The sequence below is a fragment of the Pedobacter rhizosphaerae genome (genome assembly GCF_900111155.1).
GTDB lineage: Bacteria > Bacteroidota > Bacteroidia > Sphingobacteriales > Sphingobacteriaceae > Pedobacter > Pedobacter rhizosphaerae.
In genome coordinates, this window is the sequence record NZ_FOGG01000033.1 from 26,366 (window position 1) to 47,135 (window position 20,770).

Annotated in this window: 13 protein-coding genes; 7 read left to right on the forward strand and 6 right to left on the reverse strand. The window is 40.4% G+C overall.

Annotated elements, in window-relative coordinates; translation table 11 throughout:
- Positions 1-95: 95 nt before the first annotated feature.
- The 6 genes from BMX11_RS19605 to BMX11_RS19630 all read right to left on the reverse strand — a co-directional run bounded on the left by BMX11_RS19605 (position 96) and on the right by BMX11_RS19630 (position 8,579).
- Complete coding sequence (locus BMX11_RS19605; RefSeq protein WP_139180232.1) at positions 96-2,882, reverse strand: hypothetical protein; 2,787 nt, start codon at positions 2,880-2,882, stop codon at positions 96-98.
- 8 nt (positions 2,883-2,890) lie between these two features.
- The gene (locus BMX11_RS19610; protein WP_090887686.1) at positions 2,891-3,907 is read right to left on the reverse strand and encodes a hypothetical protein; all 1,017 of its coding nucleotides are present in this window, start codon (positions 3,905-3,907) and stop codon (positions 2,891-2,893) included.
- Positions 3,900-4,694 (reverse strand): fimbrial biogenesis chaperone, encoded by a 795-nt coding sequence (locus BMX11_RS19615; protein WP_090887689.1) that lies wholly within the window; start codon positions 4,692-4,694, stop codon positions 3,900-3,902. Before BMX11_RS19615 ends, BMX11_RS19610 begins: the two co-directional genes overlap by 8 nt.
- An 81-nt stretch (positions 4,695-4,775) precedes the next feature.
- The gene (locus BMX11_RS19620) at positions 4,776-5,312 is read right to left on the reverse strand and encodes a hypothetical protein (protein ID WP_090887693.1); all 537 of its coding nucleotides are present in this window, start codon (positions 5,310-5,312) and stop codon (positions 4,776-4,778) included.
- Positions 5,313-6,774: 1,462 nt separating this feature from the next.
- Positions 6,775-7,653, reverse strand: a complete 879-nt coding sequence (locus BMX11_RS19625) for a helix-turn-helix domain-containing protein (RefSeq protein ID WP_175474624.1) — start codon at positions 7,651-7,653, stop codon at positions 6,775-6,777.
- A gap of 221 nt (positions 7,654-7,874) precedes the next feature.
- On the reverse strand, positions 7,875-8,579 hold the full coding sequence (locus BMX11_RS19630) for a FadR/GntR family transcriptional regulator (protein WP_090887699.1): 705 nt from the start codon (positions 8,577-8,579) through the stop codon (positions 7,875-7,877).
- A 180-nt stretch (positions 8,580-8,759) separates the two neighbouring features.
- Here BMX11_RS19630 and BMX11_RS19635 point away from each other — a divergent pair, with 180 nt between their 5' ends.
- The 7 genes from BMX11_RS19635 to BMX11_RS19665 all read left to right on the forward strand — a co-directional run bounded on the left by BMX11_RS19635 (position 8,760) and on the right by BMX11_RS19665 (position 20,761).
- Positions 8,760-12,089, forward strand: coding sequence for a SusC/RagA family TonB-linked outer membrane protein (locus BMX11_RS19635; protein WP_175474625.1), 3,330 nt, complete (start codon positions 8,760-8,762; stop codon positions 12,087-12,089).
- 10 nt (positions 12,090-12,099) lie between these two features.
- A complete protein-coding gene (locus BMX11_RS19640; protein WP_139180233.1) occupies positions 12,100-13,671 on the forward strand; it encodes a RagB/SusD family nutrient uptake outer membrane protein in 1,572 nt (523 codons plus the stop codon).
- A 74-nt stretch (positions 13,672-13,745) separates the two neighbouring features.
- Positions 13,746-14,699 (forward strand): dihydrodipicolinate synthase family protein, encoded by a 954-nt coding sequence (locus tag BMX11_RS19645; protein WP_090887705.1) that lies wholly within the window; start codon positions 13,746-13,748, stop codon positions 14,697-14,699.
- 62 nt (positions 14,700-14,761) lie between these two features.
- The gene (locus BMX11_RS19650) at positions 14,762-15,913 is read left to right on the forward strand and encodes a hypothetical protein (RefSeq protein ID WP_139180234.1); all 1,152 of its coding nucleotides are present in this window, start codon (positions 14,762-14,764) and stop codon (positions 15,911-15,913) included.
- 3 nt (positions 15,914-15,916) lie between these two features.
- A complete protein-coding gene (locus BMX11_RS19655; protein WP_090887711.1) occupies positions 15,917-17,146 on the forward strand; it encodes an MFS transporter in 1,230 nt (409 codons plus the stop codon).
- A gap of 11 nt (positions 17,147-17,157) precedes the next feature.
- On the forward strand, positions 17,158-18,684 hold the full coding sequence (locus BMX11_RS19660) for a sialidase family protein (protein ID WP_090887713.1): 1,527 nt from the start codon (positions 17,158-17,160) through the stop codon (positions 18,682-18,684).
- Complete coding sequence (locus BMX11_RS19665) at positions 18,671-20,761, forward strand: GDSL-type esterase/lipase family protein (protein ID WP_090887715.1); 2,091 nt, start codon at positions 18,671-18,673, stop codon at positions 20,759-20,761. The genes BMX11_RS19660 and BMX11_RS19665 overlap by 14 nt, the downstream gene beginning before the upstream one ends.
- Positions 20,762-20,770 lie beyond the last annotated feature (9 nt).

The window sequence follows — 20,770 nt, forward strand, 5'->3', positions numbered from 1 at the left end:
TACCAATAGGGATGATGAGCAGGCAATATAGGAAATGCTAACGATTTTAGTGCAAAATAAACGTTTAAATTATTTACTGCGCAGAATGGGCCTTATTAATTTTTAAAACGCTTAATTTCTACTTTCTTCTGCCGAACTTTTAAAGTCAGGGTTGGGATTGCAGATTCATTTCCGGCTATTACCGCCACTTCTGCATTTGCACCATCGTAGTATATGTTTTCAGGTAGTTGTGTGTTGTCTGGATAAATTTGATAAGTTCCTTCTGGAAGATAAAGAGAATATTGTCCTCCTTCACCAGTTTTCACTGTTCTTACCGTACCATCACTGCTCCGTACCAAAAGGGTTATTCCACTTAAAGAAGCATTGGTTTGTAAGCTTTTCTGCTCATCGACAGTGATGGCAATTTTTCCTACTGCATTACCACTCTTCTGCATAGCAATGCTGATTTTATTGTTTTTCTGGTCAACCTTAACCTGTACCGGGCTAATTTGATAACCATTTTGCATGGGCATACTTAGCTGATAGGAACCGTAAGGAACTTTACTGTAAATAATTGTTCCGTTAGCGGGAATCATGAAAATAATGCCGTTGATGAGTACTGTACCCGAATTTGCTGCTTCTTCGCCTGTATCGTAACTGCCATTATGATTGTTGTCTTTAAAGAAGAAGATTTCCAGGTTTCCTTTTTTTCCAGGTGTACGTTGTTTCGGGTTAGGAAGTTTTTGGGTGATACCAGCCTGTAAACTACTAAAAGACGAACTGATGTATGGCGTATTGTAATGGTATTGATAAGTACTGATGTAAAAAGCTGTTTTTGGGGTAATCAGATATTCTGCTTTTGCGGTATAAGTTAAGTTGTATCCGTATTGCTTATCGTGATAAAAAATAAGGCCTGCCTCAGTACGTAGTTTATTGTCAAAAAAATAACGGTGTAAAGAAGGGCTAATGCTGTATCGGTTGATATCTGAGATGCCCAGGTTGCTATTGTATGCTTCAGCCAAAAGGAAATTACCCCGTTGGAGATAGGCGCTCAAATTTAACCAGCTGTTAGACCAGTTTGCATTTAAGCGAAGCTGAAGCTGGCTATCTCCATATATACCTTTGCTAATACCATTATCTAACGAAACATAAATGTTTTGCTTAAAGTCATTGCTGTGCCAATTTAGCGATTCGTTTAAGCGATAGGAGATTAAGGTGCTGCTTGCCTGGTTTACCGTGTTGTAATTGGCGCTTTCCTGATCGCGTGAAGCAGTAAGCGTGATGTTAAGGTTAATATTAAGCGGCTTTGCCCAACCAGCCTCCGCACGTTGCAGTGCGTAATTCCGTTGGAAGAAGAAGACGTTACGTTGATAAGCCGGATTAAAAGAGTAATAGCTAAAACCAGCCCAAACGTGTTGAGATCCGAGATAACGGCTAATCCTTTCGTTTAATTGCAATACACCCCTGCGAATGCCTGGGTAATAGGCTGTTGAGTAAAAGTTATTGCTACTGAAGTTGAATTTTTTAAAGGTTCCGCTTAAGTTGGTTCCTAATGCAAAGGAAGGCTTAATGTCCTTATTGTCGAGGAGGTTTTGAGAGGCTCCTGCGCAAAAGTTGACACTCATTAAAAGGTTACGCTTATTAAATAAGGATAGTGAGTTGGCAGAGAGAAGACTCCTGCTTTGCTCCAAAGGGGCATAGTCAAATATCAGCGTACTATTGTATTGGCGGCCACTGGTGTCTTTATGATTGGTTTTAACGTATGCAGCATAACCATAATCAAAGTTATCGCCCAGGAGGTTGTAAGATTTTTCAACCATAGCAGCTTCAAACCCATGCGTATCTTCGTCGCTACGACTGTAAACTTTAACTCCTCGGCCGTTAAAAAAGCTTTCCAGGTTCTCGGAGATATTACCCGCAGTAATACCACTTTTTGTACCCTCGTAATTGAGCCAGGTGTTGGTGAGCAATGGTTTATTATTGATGCTGTTCCATTGGTAAGCATCAAGGCTGAAGCCCAATACACCAGGACCAATTTGTGTGGAACCTGTACCATTTAATTGCCAGGATTGCGAATCGCTGAAGAGATTTTGCCCGCTTAGGGATATTTGATTCTCTATAGCACCATTGAGGGTGTTTTGCTGGATCTGGGCATTCACAAACTGACGGTTGGCAGAAGCATTTTGTACATAGGCAATACCATTACCAAAGAGTTCGCCATTTTGGTATAATCCTGCTATGTTGATGTAGAAATTATTCATCTGGTAGAGCTCCCGGTTGATAATTTTGGCAAAAGTGACTTCTTTGCTATCTCCTGGAGAAAGTTGAAGGTCTTTCTGAATCATCTGTTTGCCTTGCCCGTTATCAGCAGGGAAGGAGGCTACAACTTTAAGTACTTCAGTTTGATTTCCAGCATTTCGAACCATCACCTTTAGGTTAAGCGAATCGCCAACCTGTCTGAGTAAAACACTGGGATTAAGTACCGCCAACTCTACAGCTCGTTGTGGCAGCATATTTACCTTTGCCTTGAATTGTGAAAGCACTTTCCCTGTGCTGTCTTGTAGCTGAAAAGCCATTGAGCTAATCCTGGTATCTGCATTCTGCAATACCAAAAATTTAAATGGATAAAAGGTTTGGGTGTTTTTAAGTACACTAACTTTTATAGGCTGATCGGATACCAGGCCAAAACCCTGAGGTAAAACCGGAACAATCTGTCCTTTGAAATCGCTGCCCTGATCGGCAGTTATTTTGAGGCTTAGAGAAACCAGTTTTTCTCTGCCAATATTAATTACACTATCTGTACTGATTTTTAATGCCGATAAATTTTGCCCTCTTACTGATAGGACAGTACTCAGCATCAGCATACTGCAATAAAAAAATATCTTAAAGAGGGTAGATTTCATTGAATAGGCTACTGTGGGATAATCTCATAAATGATGATTCCACTATAGGTATCAGGAACGGCATTAATGAGGCGGCTGTCGTTGGCTTTAGTAAAGTAACGAATGTGATATTTGTAATTTACAGCACTGGTAGTGGTTGTGCCACCATTACCAATGGTTTGAGCGGTTTCGGCCATTGGTATGGTAATAGAAGAAGAACCACTTGCCGAGCTCAGTTGTAGATTTACAACTGAAACGGGTAAAGCCTTACTGCCAGCCATAAAATTGGCACTGCTGCTGCGAACCTGAATAGCATATGGGGTGGCGGCTGTTACCGTTAATCCATTGGTATACGTTACTGAAGCGCCATTCAGATAGTCGTTCATGGTTTTAAGTTCGAGCAACCCGGATTTGGCATCATTTTGTACCTGTATGCCATAGCTTGCAGGGGTGGTGTATGTGCCATCTGGTCGGATTTGCATTCCGTTTGTTGCACTCGACCGGCTAAGCTCTGCACCCCGGTTATCCAGTAAGGTAAAGGCAAGATTTAGCGAATAGGCCTGCCAGGTTTTCAGCGCATCCAGATAGGTTCCACCTTCCAGAATTACATCTACGGTAAATATTATCTGACTGTAGTAATCACTGTTACTATTCTTAAGGGCGTAATTAGAAGAATTAATCAGTAATGCTGTATTTCCCGGCGCACTCAAAGGTACTGCGGTAGTTCCACTTCCAATCTGCTGGAAAGTAGCCCCATTAACAGCGCTCAATTTCAATTTTATTTTACCATAAGGTAAGGTCTTTCCCTCGCTGTTGGTAATAGGCTGATTCAGAATGGCTCCTAAACTCCAGTTTGGATAATTTCTGTTGTTTCCTTCCAGGGTAATTTGAATTTGGAAGGCATTGCTAAAGGTTTGCGTTTGAGAAGAGCGAACCTCCATGTATTGTTGATTGCTTGCACTCAAACGGGGCTGTGCCCAGCTGTTCACTGAAAATCCCAGCAGCGTTAATAAGGTGATTCCAAGGGTTAGGATATGCTTATTCATTTTTGAACTCCAATTCTGCTAGTTTTACAGTGGCTTCGTCGCCATAATTTAATACCGCTGAGGCTACATATTCGCCTTTCTCCAGCGTTGAGGGGAGCGTAAAAAACACTTTACGTTTATTACCGGGTAACGAATAAAAGATGATATCCTTCAGGGTTGTTTTTTTGCCTGTTTGTTTGTTTAATAATTCGCAACTCGCTGTCCCATCTGCCCAAACGTTACCGATATTAGCAAATTGAAGGATCAGTTCTTCTTTGCTCTTAGAGAAGTTTTCAATATCAAGATTTGCATTACGTGATACCGGAAGTCGTTGATAGAGCTTTATTCCTGTACGTACAGCAACCTTAATATTGGTACCTTTCTGGCTTACATCATCTATAGGATTAAGCTGACTAACATATAGCATGGCCGTATGTACAGAAAGGGTATCACTTAAGGATGCAGGTGGCGCCATTTGGATCTCAATATCACGGTGTTCTCCGGGGGCTAAAGAAAAGAAGGAGCTAGGTAAAATGGCTACCCACTTTGCGCAAGAAACAGCTGTGCTTCCCGCATCAAAAATCATGTTGTTCCCTTTATCATCATAAGACCAATCGTTTAAGGAGATACTCAGGTCGAGTGTTGAAGTTTTACTTACATTACTTACTGTGATCTTTTGGCGTTGTTGCTGGCCTGGAGCTACTGTAAAGTATACCCTGGGTGGCGTAACCGATAATCCGGTTTGAGCTGCTACAGGAAGCACTGCAGTAATCAATAAAAGTAAAAGGAGATGAAGGGATCTTTTCATGGGTAGACAATTGTAAAGTCAAATATACAACAAAGGCAACTTTGAGAGACCCAAAATTGCCTTTTGTCTATTTATTTTTTATTAGTTAGCCTCGATAGTGTAGGTAACTGTAGTTGAGTATACTGTAGGGTTTTCAGTTTTGAAATATTTGTCTACATATTTCTGAGCACCAGCAGCTTTATAAGTAATGTTGAAGTTTTTGTTTACACTTCCTGTTGTACTGGCAATAATGGTTTGATCAGTAGCGCTTAAGTTAGCTGGAGTGTAGGTAGCGTTAGCCAATTGATTACTTGTACCGGCTAATGGGCTAATGCTTACGTCGCTTGCATCGATATTGGCTTTAGCACCAGTTAAGGTTGATGCAGCAGATTTAACTTTAACCACAAATGCACCAGTACTGTAAACCGTTAAGTGATCTGCTTGCGCTAAACTTACGCCATTAGTATAATCGGTTGTTGTTTTATAATCTAAGTTAACTGTTTTTTGAGTAGGGTTAACGGTGATGGTTTGGATTGGATACAAACGGATGTTCAAAGTTGCGTTGTCTGTTTGTGCGAATGCTGATTGACCAACTAAAGAAAGAACGAATACTGAAAGAATTAATAGGAATGACTTCATGATTATTTGATTAAATGTTTTTTTATTTTTTTAAATTTTATTAAGTTTGTTATTCTACTTCAACAGAAAGGCCACACAATCTTTGTCTTTCTTTGTAACAATCCTGTAACATTTCCGTTTGAATGTGATGCAAAGGTATAGCCATTTTGTATCCTGAAAAATATTAAAACTCACCAAAAAAGTATTAAAAAATACATTATTGTAAAAAAGCCGTTTTTTATTATTTAAGTTGCTGTAAATTAGTTGTTTATGTTTTTATGTAAGTTGTTGATTTTTGTCAACAAAAGTTGATTTGTATGTGTAGTAATACTTTTTTAAAGTGTTTTTGATGTTTTTGTGACATTATAAAATCTTACATTTCGGCGTAAAATCCCCTTACACTTACTGTTTTTTCAAAAATAATTTGGTGTAATAAATTTGGAAAATAGAAATACCGTTGAATGGGGGATGTGTAGAGCTGAAAAGAGCTGAAATCAACTATTGTTTTATCTCCGATATATAAAATTTGATACGATAATTATTTGCCACGGAAACACGGAATACTCGGAAAGAGAGGGCGCATATTTTCTAATCACCACGTCATGCTGAATTTATTTAAGCATCTTTAAACTGATTCCTTACGGAAGGCCGGAATTAGATTTACTGATTGGCTCTTCACTGCATACTTTCTTATATGGCTACTATGGTTAAATAATTATACTTATTTGTTCAGCCGCCACGCCGCGTACTTCGTGAATCCTCTGCGTGCTTTGCGGTTAAGTAGGTTGCTGATTGTAGAGTTTACAAACTTGCAAAGCCCAACTGATAAGTCGTAGCGAGACGCTACAACTAGGTTAATAGATCAAGGAATAGGGTGCACATTTTCTAACCACCACGTCTTGCTGAATTTATTTCAGCATCTTTAAATTAATCCCCTACAGAAGCCCCTGAGACTAATTTACTGCCTAGCTCTCCGCTGCATACTTTCTTAAATGGCTTATATGGTTAAATAATTGCGCTTATTGGTTCAGCTGCCACGCTGCTTACTTTGTGAATCCTCTGCGTGCTTTGCGGTTAAATAGGTGGCGGGTTGTAAAGTTTACAAGCTTGCAAGGCCCAACTGATAAGTCGTAGCGAGACGCTACCAATGCTATTAAGTTAAGCTAAACCCTATCCTGTCTGAGCCTGTCGAAGACCTTCCTAATAAGGAGAAAACTAAAATAGATTGCCCTTCGACAGGCTCAGGATGACAATCCATTTTAGTTTTCTCCTTAAGTTAATAGCATTGGAGACGCTACAACTAGGTTAATTTTACATCGGGAGGCTCAAGGATGACAATCCATTTTAGTTTTCTCCTTAAGTTAATAGCATTGGGGACGCTACAACTAGGTTAATAGATCAAGTAAATAGGGAGCACATTCTCTAACAATCTCGTCCTGCTGAACTTGTTTCAGCATCTACATCATATTCCTTTACCAAAAAACTACCCCATACTTAAGCTCACCTGCAGATTCCTATATTTTTTCGGGCTATAGCCAGAATGTTTGGTGAAAAAAGCACTGAAATTATTTTCCTCCGTAAAGCCCATGCTATAGCTAATTTCTTTAATGGTTAGCGCGCTGTGGGCAAGTTTACTCTTGGCTTCCTCAAATATTTTTTCGGTAACAAGTTGCTTGGCAGACCGGCCATAAACATTGGTAATAGCTTGATTTAAGCGTCTCGGAGTGGTTTTAATCGCATTGGCATAGTAGTCTAACTTCTTCTCACTTTGGTATTTGAGATGCAGCAATTCTCTGAAACGGGTTGCTATCTTCTTATCTTCTGCATTGGTGTGCTGTACATCGGAGCTGTGTAAACCTTGCGATAAAAAAGCAGAGCGGATAAGCATGGCTTGAACGGCATTATGGATAATATCCCTTACCAGAGGAGCCTGAGCACGATCAATCAGTTTTTCTAAAAATTCAAATTGGAGTGTTACGTATTCGGCGATGTCAATCGAGGGCTTGCTAATGTATATTTTACTTAAATCGAAAAACAGGGCCGTATTTTGGATAAAATATGCATCATTTGGTGTTCTCGCGTAAAAGCCATAATCAAAGCAAACTACCCAAAAATGATCATTTTCTGCCTCTATAAAGGCGTGAAAGCGATCTGGACCAATAAATAAGAAATGCCCTAATGGAACGGTCACTTTTTCATTTTCAATACAGTGCGTTGCATTTTCTGTGGCTGCAAAAAGTATAAAGAAATATGGCCAACGGCGGGAGACATCAATTTCCTTAAATTGATCGTTTAATGCAGAGGTGCGGCAAACCTGGATATGGTCTTTAGTGGTAAGATCTATCCTTTCACTATTATTCATGTTCGTAAGAAATTCCTGCATATTGACAACTGATATGCATCTCGCTAAGATAATACTTTATCTGAAAATTTGATACTCAATTGTCGGTAATTTAGCTGTAAAAATGTATAGGAATTTTTATTCATTTGTCTATGGTAGATTATAGGCAGAGTAATTATTTACAGAATGATGCTAAGTGCTTGTTCATTAATACAGTACAGGTTTTAAATTAAAAATCATGCTTATTCTGATGAAAATAATCTGCTGAAATGATTTTCTAAATGATTGCGCATCGCATTACGGAAAAGTTCTGGTGAGCCATTTTCAAGTACCTCTACCAAGCCCTTGTGAGACACGTATTTATGCAGCTGAATTTGTTTCTTCAATAACCCGCTGTTATGTACATAGTCAAATATAGGCAACAGCATACTCTGAAATTTTTTCAACGTAGCATTACCTGTAATCTCATAAAGCTTGCCGTGAAAAGCAATCTCATGTTCAATGTTAAACAGGTGATCCTGAGAAAAATCAGGTTCATTATCTACTATGGTTTTGAGTTCTTCGATATCTTTTGGGGTAATACGCTGAAAAAGAATATCGGCCATGCCAATTTCCAATACCAGTCTGATTTCAAAGATATCCCTTAAAGTATCCTGATCAAGGATATGCGGATTCATGCTTTTACTCAATACACTAAAAATATCGGGAGAGGTGATTACTGCACCCTTTTTCTTTTTAGATTCAATCAGCCCCATCAGTCTTAACCGTAGTAACGCCTCGCGTACCACTGTTCTGCTCACCCCTAAACTGTTGCAAAGCTCTAATTCTGTAGGTATGCTATCGCCCACCTTGAGTTTTTTCTCCTGGAGCAATTGTACCAACTTGTCTTCTACACGATCTACTAATGAGCTGGTATCTACGGGGTTAAATTGGGTAGTGAAATCCATTATTATGTGATATTTATTTTGAGCGCTAAAAACAGCGTTTTTGACTATCTGAGTGCAAATATAATCCCTAACTCCTAAAAATAAGCGAATTAAAATCTAAATATTATTTGCAAATCTATAAAATAATCCGGTACTTAGTTTTATTATGTACGACATAATAATTAAATCAATAACCAAATTATGAAAGAAATTTACTTTAAACTCATTAGGTCGAGCCTCAGTATTCTACTGCTTTGCCTATCGTTCCAGGTATTTGCACAATCAGTTATCACCGGAAAAGTTACCGATGTAACCGGGCAGGAAATTCCCAGTGCTACGGTGATGGTGAAAGGAAACAAAAACGGAACAGCCACAAACACCAATGGTAGTTATACTATCAAGGCTAATCGCGGGGATATTTTGATTTTCAGCTTTACCGGTTACAAATCCAAAGAGATTGTGGTTGCCGGTAGTAATACTATTAATGTCAATTTAGAAGATGATCATCAGAATTTAGATGAAGTGGTGGTACTGGGCTATGGTACGATTCAAAAATCTAAGCTCACCGGTTCGGTTTCAAAATTAGATTCTAAAGTTTTGGAAACGGGGGTTAGATCTAACCCGGCTTCTGCCTTGGCGGGGACTATCCCTGGTTTAAGGATTCAGCAAACTTCCGGAAGACCAGGCGCTGTACCGAATATTGTATTGCGTGGAGGTACCAGCTATACCGGAGGGGGCTCTCCCTTAGTGATGGTAGATGGACTACTGCGGTCTGGCTTTAGTGATATCAATCAGGATGATATTGAATCTATTGAAGTTTTAAAAGATGCATCTGCAACTGCCATATATGGTGCACGAGCCAGTAATGGGGTGGTTTTAATTACCACTAAAAAAGGTAAGGAGGGTGCTTCAAATATCTCGCTTAAATCTAAAGTCGGTATCAATAAGTTGAATGTTCCTTTTGAGTTTTTAAATGCTCAGGATTATATCTACTGGTCTAGAAAAGCCATTGAAACATCAGGCTCTTATGAGCCAAGCCGCTTATCTCAGTTAAATACTACGGGGCCATTTGGTACCGGTAACTTATATAAAGATGCTGCAGGAAATATTCTGGATGGAAATTTAAATACATCGGCAGTTTGGAGTCCGATGTTTAGAAATGCCGTAAATGAAGAGTTGCTGGGCAAGGGATGGCAAGTCATGATTGATCCGCTTAAAACCAATGCTGCCGGTGCTTATGACCCTAATGGGATTAACCGGGAAATTATTTATAAGGATTTTAACTACGCCGATTATGCGCTACGCGATTACAGCCTTACTCAGGACTATAATGTTTCCATGACAGGTGGTAATGAAAAAGGGAAGTATTATGCTGGTTTGGGCAGTTATGATGAAAAGGGAATGCCAATTAATACCTTCTATAAACGACTGACCTTCGTTCTAAACGGTGAATACAAGCTAAAGCCCTGGTTAACTTCTATATCTGGTTTAAACTTTGCCAATGCGAAATGGCGCGATGCAATCAATGCTGAAGGCAACTACCTAACCCGTGCGCTGGGTGCTCCACCTACTATGCGTGGAATGAATGAAAACGGCGATCTTCTGGTAGGAAGAGATTATTTGGATGGTAACCCGGCAGTGAACGATGATAAATTTATCAGGAACAATAACACCGATAAGTTTACGCTATCTCAGGCTTTTAAAGTCGATTTTTTAAAGAATTTATCCCTAAGGGTAAGTGGTAACTATTTCTTTAACAACGGAAACTACGAATCTTTCAATAGGGATTTCTTAAGTAGTCCGGGGAATTATAACCGCACAAGGGCTTCTTCTGCATCATTTGATAAAGCATTAAGCCAAACTTACAACGGCTTTTTAAATTACAATACCAATATTGGAGCTAAACACCATATTGATGCCATGCTGGGTACAGAATATTATGATACTTACTCACAAGGTTTATCGGCTTCAGGCAGCGGTGCGCCTACAGATGACTTTTCTGATCTGGCGCTAACCAATTCGGAGAAAGACCGGAGAAGTACAGATACTTACCATACACGCCAACGTATTTTATCATTTTTTGGTCGTGTAAATTATGATTACGATGAAAAGTACCTGTTAACGGCCACGCTTCGCCGTGATGGTTATTCCAGATTATTGAGTAACCGCTGGGGCAGTTTTCCAGGCGTATCTGTAGGATGGAACCTGCATAAAGAAGATTTTTTCCAGTCGCTAACCCCAGTAGTTAATACTTTAAAAATAAGAGCGAGTTATGGAGCCAATGGTAATGTAAGCGATGATTTTATCGGTGCTTATACTTTACAAGGCTCATATGGGTCAAATAAATACAATAGCAGTATTGGCTATCTTTTAGGAAACATTCCGAATCCAAATTTGCGTTGGGAGAGCTTGATTACGAAGGAGATAGGTTTAGAGACGCGTTTGCTTAACAAAATAGATCTGTCTGTTGCTTATTACCATAGAACCACCAGCGATAAAATCGCTTCATTAACCTTTCCGGTAACTGCGGGCATTACTTCTATTACAACTAATAATGGCGATATGCAGAATCAGGGGGTAGAGGTTGATTTGAATTACAATGTGCTGAGAAAAAAGGATTGGAATGTAAACTTCAACTTTAATATCGCTTATAATGCCAACAAAATCCTGAAACTTCCTAATAATGGATTGGAAAACAACAGGCAAGGTGGATTTCAGGTATACGATCCCACTACTAAACAGTTGGTATGGGTTGGCGGATTACAAGAGGGACAGGATCCGAATATTGCCTATGCTTATCAGGCTAAGGGAATTATCAGAACCCAGGCTGATTTAGATGCTTATGCCTCTTCGGGCTTTGTTGATTTAATTGGTGCCAGAAGACTGGTTCATCCAAACGTGTATAATGCCATGAGCGCTGCAGATAAAAACCTGCATTTTCCAATCGCTTTGGGTGATGTGATGTGGACTGATGTAAATGGTGATAACATTATCAATAGTTTCGATAGGGTTTATATGGGGAGGACTGTTCCGCGTTATACCGGAGGTTTTGGTGCTAACGCTACCTGGAAAGGACTTACCTTAAGTACCCGTTTCGATTATGCATTGGGTTTTGTGGCTTATGACGGACCAAGATCATGGTTTGCCAGTAATGCTCAGGGTACTTTTAACACCATCTCAGATGTATTTGATACCTGGTCGCCGGGTAATCCGGGAGCCAAATTCCCAACTTATTATTGGGCAGATCAACTGTATAAAAACAATACCTTCCGCGAATCGAGTATGTACTACCACAAAGGAGATTATTTGGCCCTCAGGGAGATCAATCTGACCTATAAACTACCAACCAAATGGACGAACAAATTAAAGAGTGAAGCCATTAATATCTCTGTGAGCGGTCAGAACCTGGTTTACTTCAGCGAATCAACGCTTTATTCTCCTGAGAGTACCAGTATTGGTATTGGTGCAGCTGGAAGTGGTGGCTATCCTTTGCCAAGAACTATAATTTTTGGTCTTCAGTTTATTTTTTAAAAAGAAAGCAATGAAAAAGATATTTATAGGCTTTATCGCAATCGTATTGAGTACTGCATTTAGTGCATGTAAAAAGTTAGAGCTGGCACCTGAAGATTACTTTGCCAGCGAAAGTTTCTGGAAAAACCCTGCTCAGGTTGAAGGAGGAATGGTTGGGCTCCATAATCAACTGAGAGGGTTCCAGTTTACTATTTTCACGCTAGGGGAACTGCGTGGTGGAACACTGAGAACAGGAACCAGTTTTACCGGGACGGCTTCTTTAAACTCTGCCAACATCATTAATCAGGATATTCGCGAGTCTAGTACGGGGATTTCCGGTTGGTCGGGCTTTTACCGTCCAATCTTTGATGTCAACAATTTTATTTACCAGGTAGAACAGGCCAATTACCTCTCTACGGCGGATAAAGCTTATTATTTAGGCCAGGCTTATGGCATCAGGGCATTCTACTATTTTCACCTGTACCGCATTTTTGGCCGTGTTCCTTTGGCTAAAGAACCAACTTTGCTGCTTAAAAATCCGAAGTCGGCCCAGGAAATGTACCTGCCAAGAACCAAAACCGAAAAAGAAACCTTTGATTTTATCAAATCTGATATCGATAAGTCAGTATCCAGTTTTGCCGGTAATTATACTACTAAATTTCAAAAGGCACAGTGGTCGCTTGGTGCTTCTCAAATGCTCAAAGCGGAAGTTTACCTGTGGTCGGCAAAAGTGAAAATCGATGGGGCAGTACCCACCGCTACTGCGGCAGATTTAACCACTGCCAGGGCAGCATTAGAAGAGGTGATCCCGAAATACACGCTGTTAACCGATTTTGGTAATGTCTTTAAATCAGCAAGTATTGCTGCAAGTAAAGGTAATACGGAAATGATCCTGGCCTTAAGAAACCAAACGGGTGAGGCAACCAACAGTTACGGACAATTTATTTATGCGATTACCGATCCCCTAACAGGCTATGTAGATGATAAGGGTGTTGCCATCCCGGCTGATCCTTTACAGGTAAACGGTGGTGGAACGATTATCAGATACGAATATAAAATAGAACTCTACAATCAGTATGGCGTGGATGATAAAAGGGGAAATGCAACTTTTTTAAACTTTAATAAAGGAACCATTCGTGCAACCAATCTGCGTAAATTTCCAGGGGTAGTTGTTGAGGGTGCCCGTAATTTTTCAGATGATTTCCCCGTTTATCGTGTTGCAGAAGCATATTTAATGCTTGCAGAGGTTAAAAATAAACAAGGGCAAGACCCAACAGCAGAAATTATGGCCGTTCGCAATCGTGCCTATGCACCTGCTGCGGCACCTGCTTTTGTTAACGGAAGCTTTGAGCAAAATGAGTTGGCCATTTTTACCGAAAGAGGGAAGGAATTTGTTGCGGAAGGAAAACGTTGGTATGATTTGCGCCGCATGCAGGATGCTTCAGGAAATCCACTGGTTTTTCGTAAAGATTTGCCTTTGGTTGGCGTACTGGATAATGTTGCCGGGCAAAATCACAAAATTTTGTGGCCTATAGATTTAGGTACACTCAATCAGGATGAAACCCTGAGGGGGGATCAAAATCCCGGTTACGCCGGAACTTAATTAAATGGGTAAGTCTGGATATTCCATGACTTACCCTTAATCACATCATTATTATTATTTTATTTCATTAGAAAATGAGCTATACACATCTACAAGGCCTAATTGCAGCACCTTTTACGCCTTTTCATCCGTCTGGAGAATTAAATTTAGCACTCATCCCGTCTTATTATGAGCTGCTTAAGCAAAATGGGGTTACAGGTGCATTTATTTGCGGCTCTACAGGCGAAGGCGTTTCGCTAACCAGCAAAGAAAAAATGCAAGTTGCTGAAGCCTGGGCAAACGCTACAAATGCTGATCCCAATTTTAAAGTCATGACTTTACTTGGCGGTACTTGTATTGCTGAATGTAAGCTTTTGGCTAAGCATGCTGAACAAATAGGGCTTTATGGGGTGTCATTTACTGCACCTTCTTATTTTAAGCCTGCAAATGCTACTGTATTAGCCGAAATCTGTGCAGAAATAGCTGCCGAAGTTCCTGATATGCCTTTTTATTATTACCATATTCCGGTACTTACAGGAGCCAATATTCCCATGTACGATTTGCTCATGGCGATAGATGGCCAAATACCAAATTTTGCAGGGATTAAGTATACCCATGAAGATTTTATGGATTTTCTCTCTTGTATGAATTTGGAACAGGGGAGATATGATATGCTTTGGGGAAGGGATGAAAACATGCTTTCGGCATTGGTTTTAGGTGCTAAAGCTGCCGTAGGAAGTACTTTTAATTATCTGGCACCTTTATATCATAAGCTAATTGCGGCTTTTGAAGAAAGGGATTTTGTTTCTGCCGCCCAATATCAGCAACGCGCTATCGATTTTATCCGCCTTTTAGGTAAGTATGGTGGCATTGCCACAGGAAAAGCTTATATGAAATTGCTCGGATTAACTTGCGGTGAGTTTAGATTGCCGGTAAAGAACATGACAAACGAACAATTTAACTCCTTTGAAGCTGATGTGATGAGCCTTGGATTTACTGAGTTTAGGTCGCTTCCTGTTGCTGCTTCGAAGGTAAATGAAGGCAATTGAGGTATACAATGAGTATATTTAACTTATTGTAGCTCATTCCTCAAATTGATCCATCCCAACAAATGAAAAAATCAACCTTATACCTTATTCTCTTGCTTACATTCACGATATCAAATGAGATTATGGCACAAAATGCGCCAATTCAAACCATTAACTGGGAAGGCGCAGCACACTTGCCCCGTAACCTTGCCACCTCAAAATATAAGGGCCTAGCCGGGGCCATTTCCGGAACCAGTAATGGTGTTTTGGTGGTAGCCGGTGGCAATAACTTTCCAGAACTGATGCCTTGGTTAGGAGGAAAAAAAGTGTATTATAATGATATATTTATATACAAAAATGATCCTGATAAGTCTTTGACGCTATTAAAAGAGCGCTTCAAATTGCCATATAACTTAGCTTATGCCGCTGTATGTAGCACCGTAAAGGGGATAATAGCAGTTGGTGGTGAAAATGAGCAAGGTTTAAGTAAACGAGTATTGCTTTTAACATGGCTTAAAGAAGAAGGTATTCTCAAAACCACTTTTCTTCCTGAACTGCCTTTTGCGGTAACGAATGCCGCCCTTACCAGTGTGGGTAATATCATCTACCTGGCAGGGGGAGAAGATGAGCATGGGGCAATAGATCAGTTGTTATCATTAAATCTGAATAGACTTAATGATGGCTGGACTGTACAAGTAAAGCTTCCTCAGCCAGTTTCTCATACTGTTTTAGTAAGTAATGGAACCAATATGCTTTATCTTGTTGGCGGGAGAAAAAGAAACGAGGGAAGTACCAGTACATTATATCAAACTGTTGATGCTTTTCATATTCCAAGTCATTCCTGGATAAGCAAGCGGCCCATACCTGATGCACTTTCAGCAGCATCTGGGATTTTTTATGAAGGCCAGATTTTATTGTTTAGCGGAGATCAGGGTAAAACTTTTAATCAAACAGAAGGCCTAATCGCGGCTATTAGTCAAGAAGCCAATCCGGAGAAGAAGGAAAAACTCAATCAGCAAAAAGTCAGACTGCAAAACGCACATCCCGGGTTTTCTAAACAAGTTCTGGTATACGATATCTTATCGGATGAATGGAAATCGCTAAAAACAAAACTTCCTGTCGGACCCGTAACCATGAATGCGGTGCGTATGGGCGATGAGGTGATTTTAGCTGGTGGCGAGATAAAGGCGGGCGTACGTACGGATGAAATCCTAATCGGGAAAATTAAAAAATAATTCATGACAGAGAAAAAAATATACCCCTGGGTAGTAGTAGGGTTACTGTGGGTAGTTGCACTCCTCAATTACATGGACCGGCAGATGCTTTCTACCATGAAACCTGCCATGCAGTTGGATATTGCAGAACTAAAATCAGCTACCAATTTTGGTTATCTGATGGCTATCTTTCTATGGATTTATGGTTTGATGAGCCCGGTTTCTGGAATCATTGCCGATAAGTTCAACCGTAAATGGCTAATTGTAGGCAGTTTATTTGTATGGTCGGCAGTTACCTTTTTGATGGGCTATGCACAAACTTTTAATCAGATTTATTGGTTACGGGCACTGATGGGGGTAAGCGAAGCGCTGTATATCCCTGCCGGATTATCACTAATAGCCGATTTTCACAGCTCTAAAACCCGCTCCTTGGCTATTGGCATCCATATGACGGGTCTTTATATGGGACAGGCACTAGGTGGCTTTGGTGCAACCATATCCGAACGCTTTTCCTGGCAGGCAACCTTCCATTCATTTGGACTGATTGGTGTGGTGTATGCTTTTGTTTTAGTGGTTTTTCTGCGTGATTTTAAAGGGGTAGAACAGGTGAAAAGTGATTTTATTAAGAAAGATTCGGTTTTTAAAGGGCTGGCATTTTTGTTTACCAATATCAGCTTCTGGATCATTTTATTGTATTTTGCTGTACCCAGCCTGCCTGGATGGGCTGCTAAAAACTGGTTACCCACACTTTTTGCGGAAAATCTCCAAATCCCTATGTCCAGTGCAGGTCCATTATCTACCATTACCATTGCTGCATCATCCTTTCTGGGGGTAATCGTTGGCGGGATTTTATCCGATAAGTGGGTGCAAAAAAATATTCGCGGACGAATTTTTACCAGTGCAATTGGCTTGGGTCTAACCATTCCATCACTATTTTTATTAGGTTTTGGTCACTCTCTTTTTCATGTGCTGGGTGCTGCAATTTGTTTCGGTATAGGTTTCGGTATGTTCGATGCCAATAATATGCCTATTCTATGTCAGTTTGTTCCGGCAAAATATCGTGCCACTGCTTATGGTGTAATGAATATGGTTGGCGTATTCTTTGGGGCCTTAATTACAGATTTTTTGGGTAAATCATCAGATGCCGGGCATTTGGGCCAACACTTCGCCATGTTAGCCGGAATAGTTGTGATTGCACTTTTTGTTCAGCTCTATTTTCTAAAACCCAAACAGAACAATTTTGTAGATGCTTAATTGATTTAAAAATGAAAAACATTCCTTATTTAATATTATTCATACTGGGCATACAGCCATGTTTTGCCCAATCAGCAGGTTCTTCCAAAACCTTAGCCGTTACGGCCCTTAAACAACCTGTTTTAACAAGAGAAAGTAGTAACCCCATTATTCACTTCAATATAAATGCGGAAAAGCTGGATTTAAAGGCGATAACAGGAACACTCGGGACGGTTTCCATCAACAACATTAAAAGAATTGCCCTTTACGATACCGATTCGGTTGGGAAGTTTACCGATCAAAAAATGATCGGTTCGGTAGTACCGAAACAACGGCAATTTACCATTCCTTTCAACGCAGCAATAGCTCCTGGAAAACACTATTTGTGGCTCAGTATTGAGCTGAAGGAAACTGCCAATATAAAAGAGAAACTTCAGCTTGAACTTCAATACCTGGCTGCTAAAGACGGTGAGAAATATAAGTTTGAGCAAAATAAAAATACATTTTATCTCGGAAGTACGGTAAGGAAACATGGCGATGATCAGGTGAATACCTATCGGATTCCTGGAATAGCAACCACAAATACCGGAGCTTTGATTTCAGTTTACGATGTCAGGTACCTCAATTCGAGAGATTTACCAGGCCATGTAGATGTTGGGATGAGCAAAAGTGCAGATGGAGGGAAAACCTGGCAAGCCATGAAGATCATCATGGATATGGGAGAACCCCATGAAAATAATGGTGTTGGAGACCCCGCAGTACTTTTTGATCCTGCTACGAAAACCATTTACGTGGTCGCACTCTGGAGCAAAGGAAACCGATCTATTGCAGGCTCTAAACCAGGACTTTCGCCTGACGAAACCGGACAATTGGTTTTGGTTAAAAGTACTGACGATGGATTAACCTGGTCTAAACCAGTAAGCATTACTGAACAAGTCAAAAATCCGAAATGGAATCTTTTCTTTAATGGCCCGGGAACCGGCTCGGTAATGGTAGATGGTACTTTAGTATTTGCTGCACAGTACTGGGATGAAAACAAACTTCCCCATGGTACCATTATTTACAGTAAAGACCATGGACAAACCTGGAAGGCAGGTATTGGCGCTAAGGATAACACGACTGAAAGTGCTGTTGTAGAAACGGAACCCGGAAAGCTGATGTTAAATATGAGAGATAATGCAGGTCGATACCGCAGTATTTCTACCACAACTGATTTCGGACAAAGCTGGACTACCCACCAAACTTCGGGAAATACACTGGCCGATCCGGTTTGCATGGGCAGTTTAATTAAAGCAAAGGTTCGGGTAAAGGGACAACTAAAAGAAGTGCTGTTCTTTAGCAATGTAAATTCTTCTAAAGATAGAAAGGACCTCACTGTAAAAGCGAGCCTGGATTTAGGCGAAACCTGGTTAGCATCCAACCAATTGTTAATTGACGAACGACCTTCCTTCGGATATTCTGCATTGACCCTGATTGATGAAAATACATTGGGGCTAATTTATGAGGGGGTAAGAGATTTGTTTTTTGTTCGCATTCCGGTTAGCGATGTTATTCGATAAAAACAGGCTTAGAAGCAGGGGCCTGCTTTTATGGGGATGCTTGCTATTTACTTTTGTTGCAGCAGCACAGCCTATCAAAGTGGCTTGTGTAGGTAATTCGGTCACTTTTGGCTATGGCCTGAAAAATCCTTCAATAGCCGCTTATCCGGTCATATTGCAAAGTCTTTTAACCCAAAAATATCAGGTTCAGAATTTAGGCTTAAGCGGGGCAACGTTGCTCAAAAAGGGACATAGACCTTACTTCAGATCAAAAGAATTTACTCAAGCAATTGCATTTAGTCCTGATATCGTGATTATTGATTTGGGCTTAAATGATACCGATCCACGAAACTGGCCTAATTCCAAAACTGATTTTGAGCCTGAATATTCCTGGTTGATATCGCAATTTAGAGAGAAGAATCCAAAGGTAAAGGTTTATATCTGTAGGCTAACACCCATTTTTGACGGACATCCCCGGTTTAAATCAAGCACCAGAGATTGGTATACTCAAATTCAGCAGTTGATTCCCGGAATCGCCTTGGCCAACAATACCGGGTTGATCGATTTGCATACGCCATTATCGTCGCGCCCTGACTTATTTGCTGACGATCTGCACCCCAATGAGGAAGGAGCCGAAATCATAGCCAAAACTATTTACAGTGCCCTTACAGGCGATTATGGCAATCTGAAGCTGGCATCGATCTTTAGCGATCACATGATTATTCAGCGGAATAAACCCATTGTTATTTATGGTACCGCCAATAGAGATGATCAGATAACGGTTTCCTTTGGTCAGGAAAAACGCCTGGTTAAAGCTAAGCAGGGGTACTGGAAAGTCGTATTTGCAGCACGGGCAGCTGGTGGCCCTTATTCATTGCGTATTAGCACTACTGCTCAAACCATCAATATTCAAGATATACTCATTGGAGATGTTTGGCTCTGCTCAGGGCAATCGAATATGGTTTTTCCGGTAAATGCTTCAGCAGGTGCTGCCTCAGCATTAAATGATTTAAAAGCTAATACACCTTTAAGAATTTTAAATTTTAAGCCAATAGCCGATACCAACGGGCAATCCTGGAATGAAGCTACGCTTCGAAAGGTAAATCAACTGGCCTATTTTAATGGACAATGGGAGCGGGCTGGCAAACAAAATTTAGCAGATTTCTCTGCGGTGGCCTATTATTTTGGTCAAGAAGTTCAGCAAAAGACAGGCGTTCCAATCGGATTGATTCAGTTGGCCGTAGGTGGAAGTACAGTTGAATCCTGGATAAACCGTTCGACTATGGAACATGATGAGCAGTTGGTAGATGTGCTCAGTAACTGGCGTAAATCTGATTTTGTACAGGAATGGGTGAGGGGAAGAGCAGATGTAAACCTTAAAAATGCTGAGAACCCCAAACAACGGCATCCTTATGAGCCTACATATAATTATGAAGCAGGAATAGCTAAACTAACTGATTTCCCCATTAAAGGAGTAATCTGGTATCAGGGAGAAAGTAATGCGCAGAATCCTGAGCAATATGCACATGCCTTTCCTACATTGGTTAAGTCCTGGAGATCAAAATGGGGCTATGATTTCCCTTTTTACTATGTTCAGCTTTCGGGCATCAACCGACCAGACTGGCCTGCTTTTAGGGAGATGCAATTCCGTATTCAAACGCAAATCCCTCATAGTGGAATGGCGGTGAGCTATGATTTAGGCGATTCAACCAATGTACATCCGGTTAGGAAAAAACAGATTGGAAAGCGCCTGGCATTATTGGCGTTGAATAAAACATATGGGAATCCGGAAATCATTTCTTCTGGTCCCATTCCTATTTCGGTGCGGAAAGAAAAAGGACGCTTCGTTGTAAGGTTTAAGAATGCCAGAAACTTGCATACCCGCAATGGTGAAGTGGTTAAAGGGTTTGAGTTAATCAATCAAAAAGGAATGCGTTTTGATGCCAAAGGCAGGGTGTCAAGAACTCATGTTGAACTCGCTATTCCAGCCAAGCAGCACTTCAAAAAAATACTTTATGCCTGGCAAGCTTTTTCTGATGCCAATCTATTAAATGAGGCAAATCTTCCTGCCTCCACATTTTCATTAATATTAAAGTAATAGTTTAGT

Bases quoted from the DNA above. Each gene is read 5' to 3' on its own strand.
- BMX11_RS19635 (WP_175474625.1), top strand. From the start codon at position 8,760: ATGAAAGAAATTTACTTTAAACTCATTAGGTCGAGCCTCAGTATTCTA.
- BMX11_RS19610 (WP_090887686.1), bottom strand. From the start codon at position 3,907: ATGAATAAGCATATCCTAACCCTTGGAATCACCTTATTAACGCTGCTG.
- BMX11_RS19630 (WP_090887699.1), bottom strand. From the start codon at position 8,579: ATGGATTTCACTACCCAATTTAACCCCGTAGATACCAGCTCATTAGTA.
- BMX11_RS19650 (WP_139180234.1), top strand. From the start codon at position 14,762: ATGAAAAAATCAACCTTATACCTTATTCTCTTGCTTACATTCACGATA.
- BMX11_RS19645 (WP_090887705.1), top strand. From the start codon at position 13,746: ATGAGCTATACACATCTACAAGGCCTAATTGCAGCACCTTTTACGCCT.
- BMX11_RS19660 (WP_090887713.1), top strand. From the start codon at position 17,158: ATGAAAAACATTCCTTATTTAATATTATTCATACTGGGCATACAGCCA.
- BMX11_RS19640 (WP_139180233.1), top strand. From the start codon at position 12,100: ATGAAAAAGATATTTATAGGCTTTATCGCAATCGTATTGAGTACTGCA.
- BMX11_RS19665 (WP_090887715.1), top strand. From the start codon at position 18,671: ATGTTATTCGATAAAAACAGGCTTAGAAGCAGGGGCCTGCTTTTATGG.
- BMX11_RS19625 (WP_175474624.1), bottom strand. From the start codon at position 7,653: ATGAATAATAGTGAAAGGATAGATCTTACCACTAAAGACCATATCCAG.
- BMX11_RS19655 (WP_090887711.1), top strand. From the start codon at position 15,917: ATGACAGAGAAAAAAATATACCCCTGGGTAGTAGTAGGGTTACTGTGG.
- BMX11_RS19615 (WP_090887689.1), bottom strand. From the start codon at position 4,694: ATGAAAAGATCCCTTCATCTCCTTTTACTTTTATTGATTACTGCAGTG.
- BMX11_RS19605 (WP_139180232.1), bottom strand. From the start codon at position 2,882: ATGAAATCTACCCTCTTTAAGATATTTTTTTATTGCAGTATGCTGATG.
- BMX11_RS19620 (WP_090887693.1), bottom strand. From the start codon at position 5,312: ATGAAGTCATTCCTATTAATTCTTTCAGTATTCGTTCTTTCTTTAGTT.